Annotated in this window: 22 protein-coding genes; 12 read left to right on the top strand and 10 right to left on the bottom strand. The window is 65.1% G+C overall.

The genetic code is table 11. The features are described 5' to 3' along the window. Positions 1-78 precede the first annotated feature (78 nt). The 4 genes from pbpG to hemF all read right to left on the bottom strand — a co-directional run bounded on the left by pbpG (position 79) and on the right by hemF (position 3792). On the bottom strand, positions 79-975 hold the full coding sequence (gene pbpG / locus ACF8C6_RS18135) for a D-alanyl-D-alanine endopeptidase (protein ID WP_392500616.1): 897 nt from the start codon (positions 973-975) through the stop codon (positions 79-81). 86 nt (positions 976-1061) lie between these two features. Next, positions 1062-1928: a carboxylate/amino acid/amine transporter gene (locus tag ACF8C6_RS18130; RefSeq protein ID WP_392500554.1), complete on the bottom strand. Its 867-nt coding sequence runs from the start codon at positions 1926-1928 to the stop codon at positions 1062-1064. Position 1929: 1 nt separating this feature from the next. Beyond that, positions 1930-2748: a shikimate dehydrogenase gene (aroE, locus tag ACF8C6_RS18125; protein WP_392500552.1), complete on the bottom strand. Its 819-nt coding sequence runs from the start codon at positions 2746-2748 to the stop codon at positions 1930-1932. 78 nt (positions 2749-2826) lie between these two features. Continuing rightward, the gene (gene hemF, locus ACF8C6_RS18120) at positions 2827-3792 is read right to left on the bottom strand and encodes an oxygen-dependent coproporphyrinogen oxidase (protein ID WP_392500550.1); all 966 of its coding nucleotides are present in this window, start codon (positions 3790-3792) and stop codon (positions 2827-2829) included. 66 nt (positions 3793-3858) lie between these two features. On the opposite strand from hemF, the gene ACF8C6_RS18115 reads away from it, so the two are divergent. Beyond that, positions 3859-4836: an NADPH:quinone reductase gene (locus ACF8C6_RS18115; protein ID WP_392500549.1), complete on the top strand. Its 978-nt coding sequence runs from the start codon at positions 3859-3861 to the stop codon at positions 4834-4836. A gap of 110 nt (positions 4837-4946) precedes the next feature. Here the strand turns inward: ACF8C6_RS18115 and ACF8C6_RS18110 are convergent, their stop codons facing one another. The 3 genes from ACF8C6_RS18110 to ACF8C6_RS18100 form a co-directional block, all read right to left on the bottom strand. After that, positions 4947-5504, bottom strand: a complete 558-nt coding sequence (locus tag ACF8C6_RS18110; RefSeq protein ID WP_392500548.1) for an L-threonylcarbamoyladenylate synthase — start codon at positions 5502-5504, stop codon at positions 4947-4949. A gap of 42 nt (positions 5505-5546) precedes the next feature. After that, entirely contained in the window at positions 5547-6638 is a 1092-nt protein-coding gene (gene dprA / locus ACF8C6_RS18105) for a DNA-processing protein DprA (RefSeq protein WP_392500547.1), read from the bottom strand. A 63-nt stretch (positions 6639-6701) separates the two neighbouring features. Beyond that, on the bottom strand, positions 6702-7742 hold the full coding sequence (locus ACF8C6_RS18100; RefSeq protein ID WP_277691464.1) for a LysM peptidoglycan-binding domain-containing protein: 1041 nt from the start codon (positions 7740-7742) through the stop codon (positions 6702-6704). Between the two features lie 133 nt (positions 7743-7875). Here ACF8C6_RS18100 and def point away from each other — a divergent pair, with 133 nt between their 5' ends. The 5 genes from def to ACF8C6_RS18075 are packed head-to-tail and all read left to right on the top strand — an operon-like array spanning position 7876 to position 12426. Further along, positions 7876-8382: a peptide deformylase gene (gene def, locus ACF8C6_RS18095; RefSeq protein ID WP_392500546.1), complete on the top strand. Its 507-nt coding sequence runs from the start codon at positions 7876-7878 to the stop codon at positions 8380-8382. Positions 8383-8438: 56 nt separating this feature from the next. Further along, positions 8439-9371 carry a methionyl-tRNA formyltransferase gene (gene fmt / locus ACF8C6_RS18090; protein ID WP_392500545.1) on the top strand — a complete coding sequence of 311 codons (933 nt, stop codon included), beginning with the start codon at positions 8439-8441 and terminating at the stop codon, positions 9369-9371. Further along, the gene (gene rsmB, locus ACF8C6_RS18085) at positions 9368-10681 is read left to right on the top strand and encodes a 16S rRNA (cytosine(967)-C(5))-methyltransferase RsmB (RefSeq protein WP_392500544.1); all 1314 of its coding nucleotides are present in this window, start codon (positions 9368-9370) and stop codon (positions 10679-10681) included. The genes fmt and rsmB overlap by 4 nt, the downstream gene beginning before the upstream one ends. A 12-nt stretch (positions 10682-10693) precedes the next feature. Beyond that, positions 10694-12067: a Trk system potassium transporter TrkA gene (gene trkA / locus ACF8C6_RS18080; RefSeq protein WP_277691468.1), complete on the top strand. Its 1374-nt coding sequence runs from the start codon at positions 10694-10696 to the stop codon at positions 12065-12067. Positions 12068-12087: 20 nt separating this feature from the next. Beyond that, positions 12088-12426 carry a tetratricopeptide repeat protein gene (locus tag ACF8C6_RS18075; protein ID WP_392500543.1) on the top strand — a complete coding sequence of 113 codons (339 nt, stop codon included), beginning with the start codon at positions 12088-12090 and terminating at the stop codon, positions 12424-12426. On the opposite strand, the gene ACF8C6_RS18070 is transcribed toward ACF8C6_RS18075, so the two are convergent. The 3 genes from ACF8C6_RS18070 to ACF8C6_RS18060 form a co-directional block, all read right to left on the bottom strand. Then, on the bottom strand, positions 12427-12693 hold the full coding sequence (locus ACF8C6_RS18070; RefSeq protein WP_277691471.1) for a PilZ domain-containing protein: 267 nt from the start codon (positions 12691-12693) through the stop codon (positions 12427-12429). It lies immediately after the preceding gene. 57 nt (positions 12694-12750) lie between these two features. Then, on the bottom strand, positions 12751-13638 hold the full coding sequence (locus ACF8C6_RS18065; protein ID WP_392500542.1) for a lysophospholipid acyltransferase: 888 nt from the start codon (positions 13636-13638) through the stop codon (positions 12751-12753). Positions 13639-13716: 78 nt separating this feature from the next. After that, positions 13717-14265: a DNA-3-methyladenine glycosylase I gene (locus ACF8C6_RS18060; protein ID WP_392500541.1), complete on the bottom strand. Its 549-nt coding sequence runs from the start codon at positions 14263-14265 to the stop codon at positions 13717-13719. A gap of 166 nt (positions 14266-14431) precedes the next feature. On the opposite strand from ACF8C6_RS18060, the gene glyQ reads away from it, so the two are divergent. The 6 genes from glyQ to ACF8C6_RS18030 all read left to right on the top strand — a co-directional run bounded on the left by glyQ (position 14432) and on the right by ACF8C6_RS18030 (position 20443). Continuing rightward, complete coding sequence (glyQ, locus tag ACF8C6_RS18055) at positions 14432-15379, top strand: glycine--tRNA ligase subunit alpha (RefSeq protein WP_392500540.1); 948 nt, start codon at positions 14432-14434, stop codon at positions 15377-15379. Further along, on the top strand, positions 15376-17430 hold the full coding sequence (gene glyS, locus ACF8C6_RS18050; protein WP_392500539.1) for a glycine--tRNA ligase subunit beta: 2055 nt from the start codon (positions 15376-15378) through the stop codon (positions 17428-17430). Before glyQ ends, glyS begins: the two co-directional genes overlap by 4 nt. A 46-nt stretch (positions 17431-17476) precedes the next feature. Further along, positions 17477-18007, top strand: a complete 531-nt coding sequence (gene gmhB, locus ACF8C6_RS18045; protein WP_392500538.1) for a D-glycero-beta-D-manno-heptose 1,7-bisphosphate 7-phosphatase — start codon at positions 17477-17479, stop codon at positions 18005-18007. 14 nt (positions 18008-18021) lie between these two features. Beyond that, entirely contained in the window at positions 18022-18795 is a 774-nt protein-coding gene (locus tag ACF8C6_RS18040; RefSeq protein WP_392500537.1) for a lysophospholipid acyltransferase family protein, read from the top strand. A gap of 205 nt (positions 18796-19000) precedes the next feature. Further along, positions 19001-19606: a CDP-alcohol phosphatidyltransferase family protein gene (locus ACF8C6_RS18035; RefSeq protein WP_392500536.1), complete on the top strand. Its 606-nt coding sequence runs from the start codon at positions 19001-19003 to the stop codon at positions 19604-19606. A gap of 213 nt (positions 19607-19819) precedes the next feature. Next, the gene (locus ACF8C6_RS18030) at positions 19820-20443 is read left to right on the top strand and encodes a lysophospholipid acyltransferase family protein (protein ID WP_392500535.1); all 624 of its coding nucleotides are present in this window, start codon (positions 19820-19822) and stop codon (positions 20441-20443) included.

The raw sequence follows: 20443 nt of genomic DNA, 5'->3' as shown, positions 1-20443 counted from the left end.
TGCACAGCACTGCCCCCGACAGGACGGTGAGCACAAAAAAGCCCAGCTTCGTGCTGGGCTTTTTGCTGTCTGCCGACCTTACTGCGCGGCTTGCATGGTGCGTGCGCGCTCAGCCTGTTTCTGCTTCTTGTAGGCCAGCGCCGCCGGCGCCACCTGGCTCACCTGGCCGGTTTCCAGCCACTTCTTCAGGCGATTGGCGTCAGCCATGTGGGTGTATTTGCCGAAAGCATCCAGGACCACGAAGGCCACCGGCTTGCCGGCCATCTGCGTACGCATCACCAGGCAGTGACCGGCGGCGTTGGTGAAGCCGGTCTTGGTCAGCTGGATGCTCCAGTTGGCCTTGTGCACCAGGCTGTTGGTGTTGCGAAAGCCCAGGCTGTAGCGCGGCTTGCTGAACTGCTGGACGTGCTCGCGGGTGCTGCTGTACTGGCCGATCAGCGGAAACTGGCCGGCGGCCTTGATCAGCTTGACCAGGTCATTGGCGGTAGACACGTTGCCTTCCGACAGGCCTGTGGGCTCGCGGTAGCGGGTGTGGTTCATGCCCAGGGCGCGGGCCTTGGCGTTCATCGCCGCGACAAAGGCCGGCACGCCGCCCGGGTAGTGGTGGGCCAGGCTGGCGGCGGCGCGGTTTTCGGAACTCATCAGGGTCAGCAGCAGCATGTCGCGGCGGCTCAGTTGGCTACCGATGCGTACGCGCGAATACACACCACGCATCTCGTGGACGTCCTTGATGACGATGGGCAGCTGCTGATCCAGCGGCTGCTTGGCGTCCAGCACCACCATGGCGGTCATCAGCTTGGTCACCGAAGCGATCGGCACCTGCAGGTCGGGGTTGCTGGAGTAGAGGACCTGGTTGTTGTTGAGATCAACCAGCAGGGCGCTGCCGGAGGCCAGTTCCTGGGTCTGTGGCGCCGCCTGGGTGACGGGGGCGGTGAGGGTCAGGCAGGCCAGCAACAGGCCGGCGAAGGAAAGCATTTTTTTCACGGTCGGGATCCGCACGGTCGAGTGATGCCTGGCGATCCCTGCTGGCGAATGGCGTGAGTATAAGTGTGCGCTGCGCCTCAGGCGAGCGCGGGCGCGCTACGGCGGCCCAGGCGCAACAGGCCCATGGCCAGGAGGATGACCGCGGCACCAGCGGCCAGACGCGGCAGGTCGAAGTCACGGTTCCAGATCAGCAGGTTGACCAGCAGGCCGGCCGGCACGTGCAGCTCGTTCATGATCGCCAGGGTGCCGGCGTCCACCCGCGTGCTGCCCTTGACCCACCAGTACAGGCCCAGCGCCGTGGCGAACAAGCCCATCCAGACCAGCACGCCCCACTGCACGGTGGTTTGCGGCAGCTTGTCAGGGTTGCCGAACAGCAGGAAGGAGGGCAACACCAGCACCAGCGCGCCGAGGAAGAAATGGCCGAAGAAACGGTGCAGCGGCTGCGTCGGCTGGTAGTGCAACAGCAGCCGGCGGCACAGCACCTGGCCGGCGGCGAAGGTGGCGTTGGCGATCTGCAGCAGAATGAAGCCGAGCAGGTAATCGCCTTCCAGCTTGTCGAAACGGATGATCACCCCGCCGCCCACCGCCACCAGCGCGGCGAGCAGCGCCCAGGGGCTGAAGCGGCGAGCCAGGGCATCATCGAGCAGCGTCACGTAGATCGGCGTGAGCACGGTGAACAGCAGCACCTCGGGCACCGTGAGCACCTGAAAGCTGCGGTACAGGCACAGGTAGGTGATGCCGAACTGCAGCGCCCCGGCCAGCCAGAAGCCGGCCAGCATCCGTCGCGGCAGGCCGCGCCAGAGGGTGAAGGGGAGGAACACCAGGGCGGCAATCAGTACCCGCACCAGCACGGCGAAGTCACTGTCGACCCGCCCGGCCAGGTACTCGCCGATCAGACTGAAGGAAAAGGCCCAGAGCGCGGTGACGACCAGCAGGTAGGGCATGTCAGCTCAGCTGTGCACGCAGCTCGGCCAGTACCGGCGCGCTGTCCGGGCGCACGCCACGCCAGACGCAGAAGGCTTCGGCAGCCTGCTCGACCAGCATGCCCAGGCCGTCGAGGCAACGCGCCGCGCCATGCTCGGCGGCCCAGCGGTTGAACGCAGTCGGCGCCTTGCCGTACATCATGTCGTAGCAGACCGTGTGGCCGGGCCGGATCAGGCTCGGGTCGAGCGGTGGCAGCTCACCGGCCAGCGAGGCCGAGGTGCCGTTGATGATCAGGTCGACCGGCGCGCTGATCCAGTCGAAGCCACTGGCGGCTACCGGGCCGAGGTCGGCGAACTCGTGAGCCAGCTGTTCGGCCTTCTCCACCGTACGATTGGCGATGGTCAGGCTCTGTGGTCGTTCGGCCAGCAGCGGCTCCAGCACGCCGCGCACGGCACCACCGGCACCGAGCAGGAGGATGTGTTTGCCCGCCAGGTCGAGCCCGGCATTCACCGTCAGGTCACGAACCAGGCCGGCGCCGTCGGTGTTGTCGCCGAGCAGGCGTCCATCGTCGAGCTTCTGCAGGGTATTCACCGCGCCGGCGCGGCGGGCGCGCTCGCTCAGCTCGTCGGCCAGGCGATAGGCCTGCTCCTTGAACGGCACAGTGACGTTGCCGCCGCGACCCTCGGCGAAGAAGGCGCGGGCAAAGCCGGGGAAGTCGTCCAGCGGCGCCAGCAGAGCCTCGTAGGACAGGTCCTGGCCGGTCTGTGCGGCAAACAGGCGGTGGATCAGCGGCGACTTGCTGTGGCCGATGGGGTTGCCGAATACGCCGTAGCGGTCCATGGAAAATCCTTATGTCGAAGTAGGGCGGGTGAAACCCGCGATGCAAGACGCGGGTTTCACCCGCCCTACGCAGCAGATCTACGCGCCGGCCAGCCAGTCGCGGTCGGTCAGGAAGTACTCGGTCAGGCGCGCTTCCTCGCTACCCGGCGCGGGCTTCCAGTCATAGCCCCAACGCACGTGCGGCGGCAGCGACATGAGGATGGACTCGGTGCGCCCGCCGGACTGCAGGCCGAACAGGGTGCCGCGGTCGAACACCAGGTTGAACTCGACGTAGCGGCCCCGGCGGAAGGCCTGGAACTCGCGCTGCTGTTCGGTGAACGGCGTGGCCTTGCGCCGCTGAATGATCGGCAGGTAGGCCTGGATATAGGCATCACCGATGGCGCGCAGGAAGGCAAAGCTGGTGTCGAAGTCCCACTCATTCAGGTCGTCGAAGAACAGCCCGCCGATGCCGCGCGGCTCGCCACGGTGCTTGAGGTGGAAGTAGCGATCACACCAGGCCTTGAACTTCGGGTAGACCTCGGCACCGAACGGCGCACAGGCATCGAAGGCGACCTGGTGCCAGTGCACGCAGTCTTCCTCGTTGGCGTAGTAGGGGGTGAGGTCGAAACCGCCGCCGAACCACCACACGGGGTCCTCGCCTTCTTTCTCGGCGCTGAAGAAACGTACGTTGGCGTGCGAGGTGGGTACGTGCGGGTTTTCCGGGTGGATCACCAGCGACACGCCCATGGCCTCGAAGCCGCGCCCGGCCAGCTCGGGGCGATGGGCACTGGCCGACGGCGGCAGGCTGTCGCCGAACACATGGGAGAAGTTGACCCCGCCTTTCTCGATCAGCGCGCCGTTCTCGATCACCCGGGTGCGGCCGCCACCGCCGGCAGGGCGCTCCCAGCTGTCTTCGAAGAAGCGGGCGCCGCCGTCCTCGGCTTCGAGGGCGGCGCAGATGCGATCCTGCAGATTGAGCAGATAGGCCTTCACGGCCTGGGTACGTTCACTCACGGCATGGGTCCGGGCTGGGCAGAAGAGGGCGCAAGCATACCATCGTCGCATCCGCTGCTGGCTTGACGGCGGTCAGTCCGCGGCGTTGTATGGGCGTTTTGCCGAGGAGCACGAGACATGGCCAAGCGAATCCAGATCAGCCAGCACGGCGGACCGGAAGTGCTCGAATACACCGACTTCACGCCCGCCGAGCCGGGCCCGCAGGAAGTGCGGGTACGCAACCGCGCCATCGGCCTGAACTTCATCGACACCTACTATCGCAGTGGCCTCTATCAGCCGCCGGCACTGCCGTCCGGCCTGGGCACCGAGGCCGCCGGCGAGGTCGAGGCGGTGGGCAGTGCGGTGAGCCAGCTCAAGGTCGGCGACCGTGTGGCCTACGCCACCGGCCCGCTGGGCGCCTGCAGCGAGGTGCATGTGCTCCCCGCGCAGCACCTGGTCAAGCTGCCGGACTCGATCAGCTTCGAACAGGCGGCCGCGATGATGCTCAAGGGCCTCACCGTGCAGTACCTGCTGCGCCAGACCTACGCGGTGCAGGCCGGGCAAACCATTCTCTGGCACGCCGCCGCCGGCGGCGTCGGCCTGTTCGCCTGCCAGTGGGCCAAGGCCCTCGGCGTGAAGCTGATCGGCACCGTGTCGTCGCCGGAAAAAGCCGCGTTGGCCAAGGCCAATGGCGCCTGGGCGACCATCGACTACAGCCACGAAGATGTGGTGCAGCGCGTGCTGGAGCTGACCGACGGGGCCAAGTGCCCGGTGGTCTATGACTCGGTGGGCAAGGACACCTGGGAGCGCTCGCTGGACTGCGTGGCGCCGCGTGGCCTGCTGGTCAGCTTCGGCAACGCCTCGGGCGCAGTGACCGGGGTCAACCTCGGCATCCTGGCGCAGAAGGGCGCGATCTATGTGACCCGGCCCACCCTGTTCGCCTACGCCAACAGCGCCGAGAAACTGCAGGCCATGGCCGACGAACTGTTCGCCCTGGTCGAGAGCGGCCAGATCCAGGTCGAGATCGGCCAGCGCTACCCGCTGGCAGAGGCCGCCCAGGCGCAGATCGCCCTGGCCGGACGGCAGACCACAGGTTCGACCATTCTGTTGCCATAGGTTGGGTTGAGGCGCGTAACGCCGAAGCCCAACGAGCGAACCCCAGGGCGGCTATTTCGCCAATTCGCTCGCCTGCTGGGCTTCGCTGCGCTCGACCTCCGCTCCTCAACCTACGATGGGCGAATCACATCGCCCGTACGCAGGTCGCGGATCAGGCTGGGGTTGCGTCGCCCACCCAGAGCACCGCCGAGCACGGCGTCGAGCTGAGCATGGAAGTACTGCTCGACGCGCAGACGCGAGCGCGCGGAAGGGCGGCCGGCCGGGTTGGCCGAGGTGGACACCAGCGGGCCGGTGAGGGCACACAGCTCGCGCACCAGCGGGTGATCGCTGACGCGCAGGGCTACGCTGTCGTGCATGCCGGTGATCCACTCGGGCAAACGGTTCTGGTGTGGCACCAACCAGGTAGTGGGTCCGGGCCAGGTGCTGGCCAGGCGGTCGAGCCAGCGCTCGGGCAGGTCGTCGAGAAGAAAATCGAACTGCTCGATATTGTCGGCCACCAGGATCAGCCCCTTGTGCATGGGCCGATCCTTGAGCGCCAGCAGACGATCCACCGCGACCTCGTTCCAGGGGTCGCAGCCCAGGCCCCAGACTGCCTCGGTCGGATAGGCGATCACCCCGCCCTGACGCACCACCCGTGCTACCCGCTGTACCTGCCAACTGCTGTACATGCTCGCACCCATACGCGATGACTGGCTGCGAGTGTAGCCAGCTCAGACAACCCGGGGTACCCAACGTCCACCCTCGCAGGCCACCAGGCCTTCCAGCTCCAACTCGGTCAACGCCACCAGCGTCGCGCCGAGTTCCAGGCCACAGGCCTGGGCCAGGCTCTCGCTGGTCTGCGGGGCTGCACGAAGCTGCTGCAGCAACGGATGGTCGTTGCTCGGCACACTGACGGTACTCGGCGGCACCTGTTGCCAGCCGCGCAGGGCCTGCAGGATGTCGTCGACGCTTTCCACCAGCGTGGCACCTTCACGAATCAGCTGATGGCAGCCGCGCGCGCCGGGATGGTGAATGGAGCCGGGGATGGCATACACCTCGCGGCCTTGCTCGACCGCCAGGCGGGCGGTGATCAGCGAACCACTGGACGGGCTGGCCTCGACGACCAGTACGCCGAGTGAAAGGCCACTGATGATGCGGTTGCGCCGTGGAAAGTTGCTGGCCTGCGGGGGACTGTCCAGCGGCAGCTCGGAGACCAGTGCGCCACCCTGTTCGACAATGCGCGCCGCCAGCGCGAGATGGCGTTGCGGATAGATGTGCTGCAACCCCGTTCCCAGCACAGCCACTGTGCCCCCACCCGCGGCCAATGCCCCGCCGTGGGCTGCTCCGTCGATACCCAGCGCCAGGCCGCTGGTAATCACGAAACCACCGCCGGCCAGGCTGCGGGCAAAGGCATTGGCCGTATCCAGCCCAGGCCTCGACGCCCGCCGGCTGCCCACCATGGCCAATTGCGGGCGTTCGAGCAGACTGGCATCACCCGCCACGAACAGCAGCGGCGGAGCATCGTTCAGCTCGGCCAGCAGCCCAGGGTACAGCGGGTCGTCCCACATCAGCACGGATTGGCCAGGCTGCTCCAGCCAGCGGAGTGCCGAGGCGGCACGTTCACGCACCTCGGCACTGCGCCGCGCCTCGGCACAGGCCGCCGGAAGCCCCAGCGAACGCCAGGCAGCGGCCGGGGCACTGATGGCGGAACAGGCCGAACCAAAGGCCTCGAGCAAACGCTGAAAACGCTTCGGCCCCAGTTCGGGCAGGCTGTGCAGGCGCAGACGCGCCTCCAGTTCCGCAGGAGAAATGCAGCTCGTCATGTCGATCGTCCCTGATCGTCAACGCAGAAAAACAAACCCCCGCACGGGGCGGGGGTTTGGGTATTACGGGTTCTTCACCTTGTCCATCAAGGCCAGGTCGCGAGTGGCGTAGAGCACCAGACCATAGCTGAGCTTCTCGTAGGCGCGGAACACCATCAACAGACCGGAGCGCTGGTCGGGGATCTTCACCGAGTCGCCGGTGACACGATCACGCACGGTCTCGCCAGTCTTGTAGACAGCCAGCACGTTACCCTCGGACAGGCCATCGATCTTGCCCTTGTTGATGGTCACCACGTCGAACTGACCGATGCGATTCACACCGCGCGGCACGTCGAGGATGACGCCATCGACATCGGTCGCCGGCTCGCTCGGCATGAACGTGGAGTTGACGGCGCGTTCTTCGGTGGGGAACAGGCGGTCACCCGGACGGACTTCCTGGGTGGTGCGGGTCAGGTGCAGGGTCGCGATGTCGCCTTCCTCGGCCACCAGCTCGCCGCTGCCGATATCGTCGGCGTTGATCCCGAGGAGTTCCTTGGTCTCAGGGTCAGTGTAAGTCTTGCCCTGGCGGAAAATGCCGTAGACGGCCTGGGCGTCATCGAATGCGCCACGGGCGAAGATCCGGCTGCCCGCACCACTGATGACACTTTCCTGGTCACCGGCGACGACGTAGGGCTTATCCAGGAAGTCCTCCGCCGTATCGACAATCCGGTTGCTCAGCAGGAAGCTGTTGATGGCCTCCAGGGGAATGGTCGGAATGGCTTCGGCCATCGGCGTGCTGCGTACTTGCGGCGAGAGTTTGATGGTGCCACGCGAAGCACCGCGGTTGAGCATCAGGCGCGGCTGGCCATCGATGTAGACCAGGCTCAGGGTATCGCCCGGGTAGATCAGATGAGGATTCTCGATCTGCGGGTTGGCGTGCCAGAGTTCCGGCCACTTCCAGGGTTGGCTGAGGAACTTGCCGGAGATGTCCCACAGGGTATCGCCCTTGACGACCGTGTAGCGCTCCGGGTGACCTTGCTTGAGCTGAACGTCTGCCAGGGCAGTGCCGGACAGGCTCAGGCCGCCAGCGGCGACCAGCAGCAGGGCGAGTAGTGATTTCCTCATGCGGTGAATCCCTTTATTATGTGGCCAGCGCCTGTATGCCGCAGAAGTAGCGGCTTTCGAGCCGTTTTTCAAAGCTGCTCATCATCTTAGCAGCGGTTTTTTACTTTATTCCACAAGTGCATCACAAACAGCCATGGCGATTCTAAACATCCTCGAATTCCCCGATCCGCGTCTGCGGACGATCGCCAAACCGGTGACCGTTTTTGACCAGGCACTCTCGAAGCTGATCGACGACATGTTCGAGACCATGTACGCCGCTCCAGGCATCGGCCTGGCGGCGACCCAGGTCAACGTCCACAAGCGCGTGGTGGTCATGGATCTGTCCGAAGATCAGTCCGAGCCGCGGGTATTCATCAACCCCGAGTTCGAGTCGCTGACCGAGCAGATGGATCAGTACCAGGAAGGCTGCCTGTCGGTACCCGGCTTCTATGAGAATGTAGACCGTCCGCAAAAGGTGCGAATCAAGGCCCAGGAGCGCGACGGCACACCCTATGAGCTGATCGCCGAGGGCCTGCTCGCCGTGTGCATCCAGCACGAGTGCGATCACCTCAACGGCAAGCTGTTCGTCGACTACCTGTCCAGCCTCAAACGCGACCGGATCAAGAAGAAGCTGGAAAAACAGCACCGCCAGCAAGCTTGACCCCGATCTTCCAAAGGCTTGCTCCGGCAAGCCTTTTTGTTTGCAGTGAGAAAACCATGCGTATCATCTTTGCCGGCACCCCGGAATTCGCCGCCCAGCACCTGCAGGCCCTGCTTGATGCCGGCCGTCAGGTGGTAGCTGTTTACACCCAGCCCGACCGTCCAGCCGGACGCGGGCAAAAGCTGATGCCAAGCCCGGTCAAGCAGCTGGCCCTGCAGCATGGCCTGCCGGTGTATCAGCCGCAGACCCTGCGCGACCCCATCGCCCAGGCCGAGCTGGCCACCCTGCAGCCCGACTTGATGGTGGTGGTGGCCTACGGCCTGATCCTGCCTCAGGTGGTGCTTGATACCCCGCGCCTGGGCTGCATCAACAGCCACGCCTCGCTGCTACCACGCTGGCGCGGCGCGGCGCCGATCCAGCGCGCGATCGAAGCGGGTGACGCCAGCAGCGGCGTCACCGTGATGCAGATGGAAGCGGGTCTGGATACCGGACCGATGCTGCTCAAGGTCAGTACTACCATCACCGCCGAAGACACCGGCGGCAGCCTGCATGACCGCCTCGCCACACTGGGCTCGGCCGCCGTGGTCGAGGCCGTGGCCAAGCTGGCCGCAGGCGCCCTGCAGGGCGAAGTACAGGACGACAGCCTGGCCACCTACGCGCACAAGCTGAACAAAGATGAGGCACGTCTGGACTGGAGCCGCCCGGCCGTCGAGCTGGAGCGCCTGATCCGCGCCTTCAACCCCTGGCCGATCTGCCACAGCACGCTGAATGGCGACGCGCTGAAGGTCCACGCCGCCCAGCTGGGCGAGGGCAGTGGCCAACCCGGCACCATACTCGCCGCCGACAAGACTGGCCTCACCGTCGCCTGTGGCCAGGGCGCCCTGCGCCTGACTCGTCTGCAGCTGCCGGGGGGCAAGCCGCTGAGTTTCACCGACCTGTACAACAGCCGCCGCGAGCAGTTCGCCCCAGACCTGGTGCTCGGTCAATGAACCCACGCCTGGCCGCCGCCCGCGCCCTGGCCGCCGTGCTCAATGGTAAGGCCTCGCTGGGCAGCAGCTTGCCGCCGCTGCTGGACAAGGTCGAGCCGCGTGACCGCAGCCTGGCCCAGGACCTGGCCTTCGGCACCGCGCGCTGGCAGCCGCGCCTGCAATTGCTCGCCGACAAGCTGCTGCAGAAGCCGTTCAAGGCCGCCGACCGCGATGTCGAAGCGCTGCTGCTGATCGGCCTGTACCAGCTGCTGCACACGCGCATCCCCGCCCATGCCGCGATTGGCGAGACGGTCGCCTGCGTCGACAAGCTGAAGAAGAGTTCGCTCAAGGGCCTGCTCAATGCCGTGCTGCGCAATGCCCAGCGTGAGCATGCAGCCATCTTCGCCGAACTGGAGCGTGACCCGGTGCTGCATACCGCCCACCCACGCTGGCTGCAAAAGCGCCTGAAGGCCGACTGGCCGGAGCAGTGGCATGCGATCTGCGCGGCCAACAATGAACATCCGCCACTGCTGCTGCGGGTCAACCGCCGTCATGGCAGCCGCGATGACTATCTCGCCGAGCTGCGTAGCGCCGGCATCGACGCCGAAGCCTGCAGCTACAGCCGCGACGGTATCCGCCTGCTCGCACCCTGCGATGTAAAGACCCTGCCCGGCTTCGCCGAAGGCCGCGTCAGCGTGCAGGACGAGGCGGCCCAGCTGGCCGCCGACCTGCTCGACCTGGCGCCCGGTCAGCGGGTGCTGGACGCCTGTGCCGCGCCGGGCGGCAAGACCTGTCACCTGCTGGAGACGCAACCCGATCTCGCCGAAGTGATCGCCCTCGACCTGGAACCCGGGCGCCTGGCCCGCGTACAGGAAAACCTTGACCGCCTGCAGCTCAAAGCCACCCTGATCGCCGCCGACGGCCGTGCGACCAAGGTCTGGTGGGATGGCAAGCCGTTCCAGCGCATTCTGCTCGATGCGCCCTGCTCGGCCACAGGCGTGATCCGTCGCCACCCGGACATCAAGCTGACCCGTCAGGCCGACGACATCAGCGCCCTGGCCCAACTGCAGGGCGAACTGCTGGACGCCCTGTGGCCAACCCTGGAGGTCGGCGGTGTGCTGCTCTACGCCACCTGCTCGGTGCTGCCGCAGGAGAACTCGGACAACATCGCCGCCTTCCTCGCCCGCACACAGGGCGCACGTGAACTGGATATCGCCGGCCCCTTCGGCCTGAAACCGGCCCATGGCCGCCAATTGTTGCCACAGGTAGACGGCCACGACGGCTTCTACTATGCCAAGCTGATAAAGATCGCCGCGACTCCTCGCGGCTGAGGAAGGAACCCGATGAAGATCATCATTCTCGGCGCCGGCCAGGTCGGCGGAACCCTGGCCGAACACCTCGCCGGCGAGGCCAACGACATCACCGTGGTCGACACCGACGGCGACCGCCTGCGTGACCTTGGCGACCGCCTGGATATCCGCACCGTGGTCGGCCGCGGCTCGTTTCCCACCGTGCTGCGCCAGGCCGGTGCCGACGACGCCGACATGCTGGTCGCGGTGACCAACAGCGATGAAGTCAACATGATCGCCTGTCAGGTCGCCTACACCCTGTTCCACACGCCGACCAAGATCGCCCGGGTACGCGAGGCGGCCTACCTGACCCGCACCGGCCTGTTCGACAACGAAGCCATCCCGGTCGATGTGCTGATCAGCCCCGAACAGGTGGTGACCAACTACATCAAGCGCCTGATCGAAATTCCCGGCTCGCTGCAGGTGATCGATTTCGCCGAGGGCAAAGCCCAGCTGGTGGCGGTGCGTGCCTACTACGGCGGCCCGCTGGTCGGCCAGCAACTCAAGCAGCTGCGCGAACACATGCCCAATGTCGACACCCGGGTCGCGGCGATCTTCCGCCGCAACCGGCCGATCATGCCCAAGGGCGACACAGTGATCGAAGCCGACGACGAAGTGTTCTTCATCGCCGCCAAAGCGCACATCCGTGCGGTGATGAGCGAAATGCGCCGCCTGGAAGACAGCTACAAGCGCATTGTTATCGCCGGTGGCGGGCATATCGGCGAACGCCTGGCCGAGGCCATCGAGAGCCGCTACCAGGTGAAGATCATCGAGATGAACCCGGCGCGCTGCCGCTACCTTTCGGAAAACCTGGAAAGCTCCGTGGTGCTCCAGGGCAGCGCCTCGGACCGGGACCTGCTGGTGGAAGAGAACATCAACGACGCTGACATCTTCCTGGCCCTGACCAACGACGACGAGGCCAACATCATGTCCTCGCTACTGGCCAAGCGCCTGGGCGCGCGCAAGGTGATGACCATCATCAACAACCCGGCCTACGTCGATCTGGTCCAGGGCGGCGACATCGACATCGCCATCAGCCCGCAGCTGGCCACCATCGGCACCCTGCTGACCCACGTGCGCCGCGGCGACATCGAGAGCGTGCATAGTCTGCGCCGCGGTGCGGCAGAAGCCATCGAGGCCATCGCCCACGGCGACGCCAAGTCGAGCAAAGTGATCGGCCGGATGATCGAGGACATCGCCCTGCCACCGGGCACCACCATCGGCGCGGTGATCCGCGACGAGGAAGTGCTGATCGCCCACGACGACACCATCATCGAGTCCGGCGACCACGTGATCCTGTTCCTCGTCGACAAGAAGTACATCCGCGACGTGGAGCGCCTGTTCCAGGTCGGCCTGACCTTCTTCTAGCGCTGCCGAGGCCTGATGCCATGACGACGCCGGACTCGCTGGAAAAACTGCTGGCCAGGGGCGTGGACAACGCCCTGCTGCGCTTCGGCCTGGGCAAGAGCTACCTGGATGCCGATCAGCCCGAGGCGGCAGCGGAGCACCTGCAGAAGTGCCTGGGCTTCGATCCCAACTATTCGGCGGCGTGGAAGCTGCTGGGTCAGGCCTGCCAGCGCCAGGGCATGCTGGAGGAAGCGCGCCAGGCTTGGCACAACGGCCTGGAGGTCGCGCGCAAACGCGGCGACAAGCAGACCGAAAAGGAAATGACGGTGTTTTTGCGCCGCCTGGAGAAGGCCGTCGCACAGGAAGAAGGGGAGCGCTAGTCAATCGCGCTTGAAAGCCAGGGCGACTCCGCTGGGCTCGAAACGCACCACCTCCATCTGCACCACCGGGGCCTCGATCGGCAGGCCCTGTACCTGACCGCTGACCACTTCACCGATCTGCAGCAGACGCTGAGCCTCATCGACCACCACAAACACCCCGCTGTCGGAGATATCGCGGGTGGTGACCAGCATCTGGCCATGTACCGGATGATCGATGCGCAGCTGAACCTTGAGCGTCGTACGCACGTGTTCGCGCTTGTTGTCCATGCCATTCCCTGATCAGTGGCGAGAGTGCTCAGACGTTAATGGCTATCGGCCTCGGCATCAATACCACTTCTGCTCGCCATCAGGCCGCTTCTTGAAGCGTTTCATGCTCCACATGTACTGGCTGGGATAGGTGCGCACGTAGCGGGACACCACTTCGCTCATCGCTGCCACGCCCTCTTCGACGTTGTCGCTGTACATACCTTCGGGCGCTGCTTCGAGGATCACCTTGTAGCCGCTGCCATCGGCCAGGCGCAGCGCGTGCAGGAACACGCCCACCGCCTTGCCGCCGGCGAGCATGCCCGGCACGAACTTGCTGGTCAGCGCCGTGGTGCCGAGAAAGGGCACGAAAACCCCACTGCTGCGGCTCGGTTCGGGGTCCGCCGGAATACCCACGGCGCCACCCTTGCGCACTTCCTTGATGACGCTGAGGATGCCTTCCTTGGTCGATGGCGCCACGCGATTGCCCATCTGTACGCGCTGCTTCTGCAGCAACTCGTCCACCGCCTTGAGCTTGGGTGGACGGTAGAAAATGATCGGTTTGCACTGGTTGCAATAGAAGTGATTGAGCACTTCCCAGTTGCCCAGATGGCTGGTGATGCCGACCACGCCCTTGCCGCTGGCCAGCGCCTGCTGCAGCACCTCCAGACCTTCGACTTCGCGGATCAGCTTGAGCGACTTGTGCGCCGGCCAGATCCAGGCGCAGGCGCTTTCGGTCAGGGTCTTGCCGATGTCCTTGAGGCTCTGGCCGACCAGCTGATCCAGCTCAGCCTCGTTCAGCTCGGGAAAGCATTTGTTCAGGTTGGTGCGCACGACCTCGCGCGAGCCGTTGGGCAGCTTCCACATCAGCCAGCCAATGGCATTGCCCACCGCCTGCACCGCACGCCAGGGCAGCAGGGCAAACAGACGAAGGAAACCGACCACCAGGGCGCCTTTGAGCTTTTCCACCTGGGAACTCCGAGCATGAAGGGGCGGGCATTGTAACGGCTGCCCGGGCGCGCTGCAGGTAGTGAGCGACGAAAGCCGTCAGCTCAACTGCGCGTGGCGATCACAATCGGTCGTGTGATCCATGACCATGCCGGTGGCCTGCATATAGGCGTAGCAGATGGTCGACCCGACGAAGGTGAAGCCGCGCTTCTTCAGGGCCTTGCTCATCGCCTCGGCCTCGGGCGTCACCGCCGGCACATCGCTGCGAGCGCTGAAGTGATTGATCTTCGGCACGCCACCGACAAATGACCAGAGAAACTCGACCGGGTCCTCCAGCCTGAGCCAGGCCTGGGCGTTCTTGCGCGCCGCCTGCAGCTTGAGGCGGTTGCGGATGATACCGGGGTCCTGCATGCGCTCTTCGATTTCAGCGTCGGTCATGCGCGCCAGACGCTCGGCGTCGAAGCCGAACAGTACCTGGCGGTAACGCTCACGCTTCTTCAGCACGGTGATCCACGACAATCCCGCCTGGGCCCCCTCCAGCAGCAGCATCTCGAACAGGTGCTGCGCATCGCGCGAGGGCACGCCCCATTCCTCGTCGTGATAGGCGATGTACAACGGGTCGTCGTTGCACCAGAAGCAGCGGGTCATGGGCGTGCACCAGTCGGTGGATGGGAAGCAGAACTATAGCCAATAAATACTGTATGCAAATACAGCTATAAAGTGCGAAACCACTGGCCAGGGCGCAGCCTCGCAGGCCGGGATGATCGGGTATACTGCCCGGCTTTATGCAAACGCCTCGACACCGGTGGAATTCGTGAGCCAGACAACGCCCGACGTGAGCACCTTCCAAGGCCTGATCCTCGCCCTGCAAAGCTATTGGGCCGAGCAAGGCTGCGTGATCCTGCAACCCTACGACATGGAGATGGGTGCCGGTACCTTCCACACCGCCACCTTCCTGCGCGCCATCGGTCCGGAGACCTGGAACGCCGCCTACGTGCAGCCTTCGCGCCGCCCGGCCGACGGTCGCTACGGTGAGAACCCCAACCGCCTGCAGCACTACTACCAGTTCCAGGTGGTGCTCAAGCCGAACCCGGAGAACATCCAGGACCTGTACCTGGAGTCGCTGCGCCGCATCGGCGTCGACACCAACGTCCACGACATCCGCTTCGTCGAGGACAACTGGGAGTCGCCGACCCTCGGCGCCTGGGGCCTGGGCTGGGAAGTCTGGCTAAACGGCATGGAAGTCACCCAGTTCACCTATTTCCAGCAGGTCGGTGGCGTCGAGTGCTACCCGGTCACCGGCGAAATCACCTACGGCCTGGAGCGCCTGGCCATGTACCTGCAGGGCGTCGACTCGGTGTATGACCTGGTCTATTCCGACGGCCCGTTCGGCAAGGTCACCTACGGCGACGTGTTCCACCAGAACGAAGTGGAGCAGTCCACCTTCAACTTCGAGCACGCCAACGTCGACAAGCTGTTCGACCTGTTCGACTTCTACGAGTCCGAGGCCAACCGCCTGATGGAGCTGCAGCTGCCGCTGCCCGCCTACGAAATGGTGATCAAGGCCTCGCACAGCTTCAACCTGCTCGACGCCCGCCGCGCCATCTCGGTGACCGCGCGCCAGCAGTACATCCTGCGCGTGCGCACCCTGGCGCGGAACATCGCCCAGAGCTACCTGCTGGCCCGCGCCAAGCTCGGCTTCCCGATGGCCACCCCCGAACTGCGTGACGAAGTGCTGGCCAAGCTGGAGATTGCAGAATGAGTGCACATGATTTCCTGGTCGAACTGGGCACCGAAGAGCTGCCACCCAAGGCCCTGAAGAGCCTCGGCGAAGCCTTCCTGGCCGGTGTCGAGAAAGGCCTGAAGACTGCCGGCCTGGAGTATGCCAAGGCACGCTATTACGCCGCGCCGCGCCGCCTCGCCGTGCTGGTCGAACAGCTCGCCGCGCAGCAGCCGGACCGCAGCGTGCGCCTCGACGGTCCGCCCGTGCAGGCCGCCTTCGATGCCGAGGGCAAGCCGACCCAGGCGGCGCTGGGCTTCGCCAAGAAGTGCGGCGTCGAGTTGAGCCAGATCGACACCAGCGGCCCGAAACTCAAGTACGAGCAAAACATCGCAGGGCTGCCGGCAGTCGGCCTGCTGCCCGGCATCGTCGAGGCCTCGCTGGGTGATCTGCCGATTCCCAAGCGCATGCGCTGGGCCGCGCGCAAGGAAGAGTTCGTGCGCCCAACCCAGTGGCTGGTCATGCTCTACGGCCACCATGTCGTCGATTGCGAGATTCTTGCGCAGAAGGCCGGACGCCTGTCCCGTGGCCACCGTTTCCACGCCAACTACGACGTGGCGATCGAAAGCCCGGCACACTACGCCGAGAACCTGCGCGGTGCCTTCGTGGTCGCCGATTTTGCCGAACGCCGCACGCTGATCAGCCAGCGCGTCGCCGAACTGGCTGCCGCGGAGCAGGGCAGCGCCATCGTGCCGCCGGCGCTGCTCGATGAAGTCACCGCCCTGGTCGAGTGGCCGGTGCCGCTGGTCTGCTCGTTCGAAGAGCGTTTCCTCGAGGTGCCGCAGGAAGCGCTGATCACCACCATGCAGGACAACCAGAAGTATTTCTGCCTGGTCGACGCGGGCGGCAAGCTGCTGCCGCGCTTCATCACCGTGGCCAACATCGAGTCCACGGACCCTGCGCAGATCGTTTCCGGTAACGAGAAAGTCGTGCGCCCGCGCCTGACCGACGCCGAGTTCTTCTTCAAGCAGGACAAGAAGCAGCCGCTGGAACAGCGTAACGAGCGCCTGGCCAACGTGGTGTTCCAGGCCCAGCTGGGTAGCGTGTTCAACAAGGCCGAGCGCGTATCCAAACTCGCCGCCTTCATCGCCGAGCGCATCGGCGGTGATGCCAGCCGTGCAGCCCGCGCCGGCATCCTGTCCAAGTGCGACCTGGCCAGCGAGATGGTCGGTGAGTTCCCGGAGATGCAGGGCATCGCCGGCTACTACTACGCCAAGCATGATGGCGAAGCCGACGATGTGGCCCTGGCGCTGAACGAGCAGTACATGCCGCGCGGTGCCGGTGCCGAACTGCCGAGCACCCTGACTGGCGCGGCCGTGGCCGTGGCCGACAAGCTCGACACCCTGGTCGGCATCTTCGGCATCGGCATGCTGCCGACCGGATCCAAGGACCCCTATGCCCTGCGTCGTGCGGCCCTGGGCGTGCTGCGCATCCTGATCGAGAAGCAGCTGGATCTGGATCTGGTCGAAGCGGTGAGCTTCGCCATCGGCCTGTACGGCGACAAGGTCAAGGCCGCCGGCCTGGCGCCGCAGGTGCTGGACTTCATCTTCGACCGCCTGCGTGCGCGTTATGAAGACGAAGGCGTGGATGTCGCGGTGTATCAGGCTGTGCGCGCCCTCAGCCCGGCTTCGCCGCTGGACTTCGACCAGCGCGTACAGGCCGTGCAGGCCTTCCGCCAACTGCCGGAAGCCGCTGCCCTGGCCGCTGCCAACAAGCGCGTGTCCAACCTGTTGAGCAAGTATGAGGGGCAGATCGCCGCCAGCGCTGAAGCCCACTACTTCGACAACCCGGCGGAGTTCAGCCTGTACTCGGCCATCCAGCAGGCCAGCCAGGCCGTGCAGCCGATGGCCGCCGCGCGCTGCTACCGCGAAGCGCTGGAGCGCCTGGCCGCCCTGCGCGAACCGGTCGATGCCTTCTTCGAGGCGGTGCTGGTCAATGCCGAGGATGCCTCGGTGCGTGCCAACCGCTACGCGCTGCTCAACCAACTGCGTGGCCTGTTCCTCGGCGTCGCCGATATCTCGCTGCTGGGCTGATGGCCAACCGGGCGGCGCAAGGCCGCCCGGTTGCCGTGGTGATCAAATGAAGCTGCTGATTCTCGACCGCGACGGCGTCATCAATGAAGACTCCGACGCCTACATCAAGTCCCTCGACGAATGGATCCCGATCCCGGGCTCCATCGCCGCCATCGCGCGGCTGAGCAAAGCTGGGTGGACCGTGGCCGTGGCCACCAACCAGTCGGGCCTGGCGCGCGGCTACTACGATGCAGCCACGCTGGAGTCCATGCATCAGCGGCTGCGCCAACTGGTGGCGGAGCAGGGCGGCGAGGTTGGCCTGATCGTGCATTGCCCGCATGGCCCGAACGACGGCTGCGACTGCCGCAAACCAAAGCCAGGCATGCTCAAGCAGATCGCAGCGCACTACGCCACGGAACTGACAGGTGTATGGTTCGTCGGCGACAGCATGGGTGACCTGGAAGCCGCCCTGGCCGTCCATTGCCAACCCGTGCTGGTAAAAACCGGCAAGGGCGAACGTACGCTGGCCAAACCGTTGCCAGCGGCAACCCTGATATTCGATGATCTGGCGGCGATCGCCGATCAGCTTCTTCGCTAGAGAATACGAGCCCAATGACGACAGTGCAGGCCATCAGAACCTTCCTCTTCTACCTGCTGCTGTCATCGAGCGCCTTCTTCTGGTGCATCCTCTGCGTGTTCATAGCGCCCTTTCTGCCGTTTCGCGCCCGCTACCGCCTCGTGATCCAGGCCTGGTGCCGCTGCGCGACCTGGCTGGCCAAGGTGGTGGCCGGCATCCGCTACGAAGTGCAGGGCCTGGAGCATATTCCGCAGCAACCCTGCGTGATCCTGGCCAAGCACCAGAGCACCTGGGAAACCTTCTTCCTTTCCGCCTTGTTCGAGCCGCTGTCGCAGGTGGTCAAGCGCGAACTGCTCTACGTGCCCTTCTTCGGCTGGGCCATGGCCATGCTCAAACCCATCGCCATTGACCGCAGCAACCCCAAGGCGGCACTCAAGCAACTGGCCAAGCAGGGCGACGAGCGCATCAAGCAGGGCGCCTGGGTGCTGATCTTCCCCGAAGGCACCCGGATTCCGCCGGGCCAGATCGGCAAGTTCTCCCGCGGCGGTGCGGCATTGGCAGTGAACGCCGGCCTGCCGGTGCTGCCGATTGCCCACAACGCCGGCGAGTTCTGGCCCAAGCAAGGCTGGGCCAAATACCCCGGCACTATCCAGGTCATCATCGGCCCGGTCATGCACGCCGAAGGCGAGGGGCCTCGCGCCATCGCCGAACTTAACGAACGTGCCTTCAACTGGGTTTGCCAAGCACAGCAGCAAATCAGCGGAAAAGCCCCGCAAGTCAGCCGCGAAAATGCCTCCAGCGTCGCTTGACTGTCTGTGGACAAGCTGTGCATGAAATGCCATTAAAATGATATCAAGCTGCTTAAACTGATGATTCAAAAGGCTTAATTAACTTACCAAGCCGCACTCTTCGCGGGGCATAAGTTTTCTGCGCAATCGCGCACAGACTTCGTGGCACAGCGCACCGGCAAAGGGGCTAAGCTAGCCCGCATCATGTGAAAGGGACTTTCGCACCATGCCATCGATCTACCAGCTCAAACCCGCCTTCCAGAACCTGCTGCGCCCCACCGTGCAACACCTTTACGAGCGCGGCGTCACCGCCAATCAGGTCACCCTCGCCGCAGCCGTTATTTCCGTACTGCTTGGCGCTCTGCTGGCGCTATTCCCCACCACCACCTGGCTATTCGCCCTGATCCCGTTGTGGATGCTGCTGCGCATGGCGCTCAACGCCATCGACGGCATGCTCGCCCGCGAGTTCGGCCAGCAGTCAAAACTCGGCGCCTATCTCAACGAGTTGTGCGACGTGGTCGCCGACAGCGCCCTGTATCTGCCTTTTGCCTTGCTGGCTGGCGTATCGCCGCTGCTGGTCGTGCTGGTCGTGGTGCTGGCGGTGATCAGCGAGTACGCCGGCGTGCTCGGCCCCATGGTCGGTGCCTCGCGACGTTATGACGGCCCCATGGGTAAAAGCGATCGAGCCTTTGCCTTCGGCGTACTGGCTGCCGGAGTTGCCAGCGGCTTGCTCTCAGCGACATGGATCAACGGCCTGTTGGCGCTGATGCTGCTGTTGCTGTTGCTGACCCTGCTCAACCGCGTGCGCCAGGGCCTGAAAGAAGCGGCCTAGCGCCACTCCCCGGAATAAGGACATTCCCATGCGCCACTCAGACACTCCCAACACCGGCCAACTCAGGCACCCGCAGCTAGCCGCGGCGCTACCACAGCGCCCTGCGCTGGCTGCCCCTGCAGCCGCCTCGCGACGTGCCCAGCTACGACGGGCCTTGTTCACCATACCCACCACGCCCTGGTTTTTTCCGGCTGGATAAAAGGAGTTCTGTCCATGCTTGCCTCCATCGCCGCTTTCGCCATCACTTCGGCAGCCCGCCTGCTGACCGGCGCACGCGCCCTCTGGCTGGGCTGTACGGCCCAGCCGGTACAACGCCTGTACTACGCCAACCACAGCAGCCACGGCGATTTCGTCCTGCTCTGGGCCTCGCTGCCGCCGGAACTGCGCCGCCGCACCCGCCCGGTAGCGGGTTCCGACTACTGGATGAAGGGCGAACTGCGCCGCTTCCTCATCCGCGACGTGTTCAACGGCGTGTTGGTCGATCGTGACCGTAGCGATCCCAACGCCAATCCTCTGCAGGCCATGCTCGATGCCCTGGAGCAGGGTGACTCGCTGATCATCTTTCCCGAGGGCACCCGCAACCTCAGCGACGAGCCGCTGCTGCCGTTCAAGAGCGGCCTGTTCCACCTGGCCCAAGCCAGGACGGAGGTCGAATTGGTGCCGGTGTGGATCGCCAATCTCAACCGGGTCATGCCCAAGGGCAGGGCGCTACCGCTGCCACTGCTGTGCACCCTGAGTTTCGGTGAGCCGTTGCAGCGCCAGGAAGGCGAGGACAAACACGCCTTCCTGGAACGCGCACGCAACGCCCTGCTGGCCCTGGCCCCGGAGGAAATCTGA

This window comes from Pseudomonas sp. zbq_18 (assembly GCF_043102245.1).
GTDB lineage: Bacteria > Pseudomonadota > Gammaproteobacteria > Pseudomonadales > Pseudomonadaceae > Aquipseudomonas.
Note: the sequence above shows the minus strand (reverse complement) of the source record. Positions and strands in the feature narration are given on the sequence as shown.

Excerpts from the sequence above, each read along its gene's own strand:
- gmhB (WP_392500538.1), top strand. The coding sequence starts at position 17,477 with ATGAAGCTGCTGATTCTCGACCGCGACGGCGTCATCAATGAAGACTCC.
- rsmB (WP_392500544.1), top strand. The coding sequence starts at position 9,368 with ATGAACCCACGCCTGGCCGCCGCCCGCGCCCTGGCCGCCGTGCTCAAT.
- aroE (WP_392500552.1), bottom strand. The coding sequence starts at position 2,748 with ATGGACCGCTACGGCGTATTCGGCAACCCCATCGGCCACAGCAAGTCG.
- hemF (WP_392500550.1), bottom strand. The coding sequence starts at position 3,792 with ATGCGACGATGGTATGCTTGCGCCCTCTTCTGCCCAGCCCGGACCCAT.
- ACF8C6_RS18040 (WP_392500537.1), top strand. The coding sequence starts at position 18,022 with ATGACGACAGTGCAGGCCATCAGAACCTTCCTCTTCTACCTGCTGCTG.
- glyS (WP_392500539.1), top strand. The coding sequence starts at position 15,376 with ATGAGTGCACATGATTTCCTGGTCGAACTGGGCACCGAAGAGCTGCCA.
- ACF8C6_RS18060 (WP_392500541.1), bottom strand. The coding sequence starts at position 14,265 with ATGACCCGCTGCTTCTGGTGCAACGACGACCCGTTGTACATCGCCTAT.
- ACF8C6_RS18035 (WP_392500536.1), top strand. The coding sequence starts at position 19,001 with ATGCCATCGATCTACCAGCTCAAACCCGCCTTCCAGAACCTGCTGCGC.
- ACF8C6_RS18100 (WP_277691464.1), bottom strand. The coding sequence starts at position 7,742 with ATGAGGAAATCACTACTCGCCCTGCTGCTGGTCGCCGCTGGCGGCCTG.
- trkA (WP_277691468.1), top strand. The coding sequence starts at position 10,694 with ATGAAGATCATCATTCTCGGCGCCGGCCAGGTCGGCGGAACCCTGGCC.
- ACF8C6_RS18030 (WP_392500535.1), top strand. The coding sequence starts at position 19,820 with ATGCTTGCCTCCATCGCCGCTTTCGCCATCACTTCGGCAGCCCGCCTG.
- def (WP_392500546.1), top strand. The coding sequence starts at position 7,876 with ATGGCGATTCTAAACATCCTCGAATTCCCCGATCCGCGTCTGCGGACG.
- ACF8C6_RS18110 (WP_392500548.1), bottom strand. The coding sequence starts at position 5,504 with ATGTACAGCAGTTGGCAGGTACAGCGGGTAGCACGGGTGGTGCGTCAG.
- dprA (WP_392500547.1), bottom strand. The coding sequence starts at position 6,638 with ATGACGAGCTGCATTTCTCCTGCGGAACTGGAGGCGCGTCTGCGCCTG.
- ACF8C6_RS18070 (WP_277691471.1), bottom strand. The coding sequence starts at position 12,693 with ATGGACAACAAGCGCGAACACGTGCGTACGACGCTCAAGGTTCAGCTG.
- fmt (WP_392500545.1), top strand. The coding sequence starts at position 8,439 with ATGCGTATCATCTTTGCCGGCACCCCGGAATTCGCCGCCCAGCACCTG.
- pbpG (WP_392500616.1), bottom strand. The coding sequence starts at position 975 with ATGCTTTCCTTCGCCGGCCTGTTGCTGGCCTGCCTGACCCTCACCGCC.
- ACF8C6_RS18075 (WP_392500543.1), top strand. The coding sequence starts at position 12,088 with ATGACGACGCCGGACTCGCTGGAAAAACTGCTGGCCAGGGGCGTGGAC.
- ACF8C6_RS18130 (WP_392500554.1), bottom strand. The coding sequence starts at position 1,928 with ATGCCCTACCTGCTGGTCGTCACCGCGCTCTGGGCCTTTTCCTTCAGT.
- ACF8C6_RS18115 (WP_392500549.1), top strand. The coding sequence starts at position 3,859 with ATGGCCAAGCGAATCCAGATCAGCCAGCACGGCGGACCGGAAGTGCTC.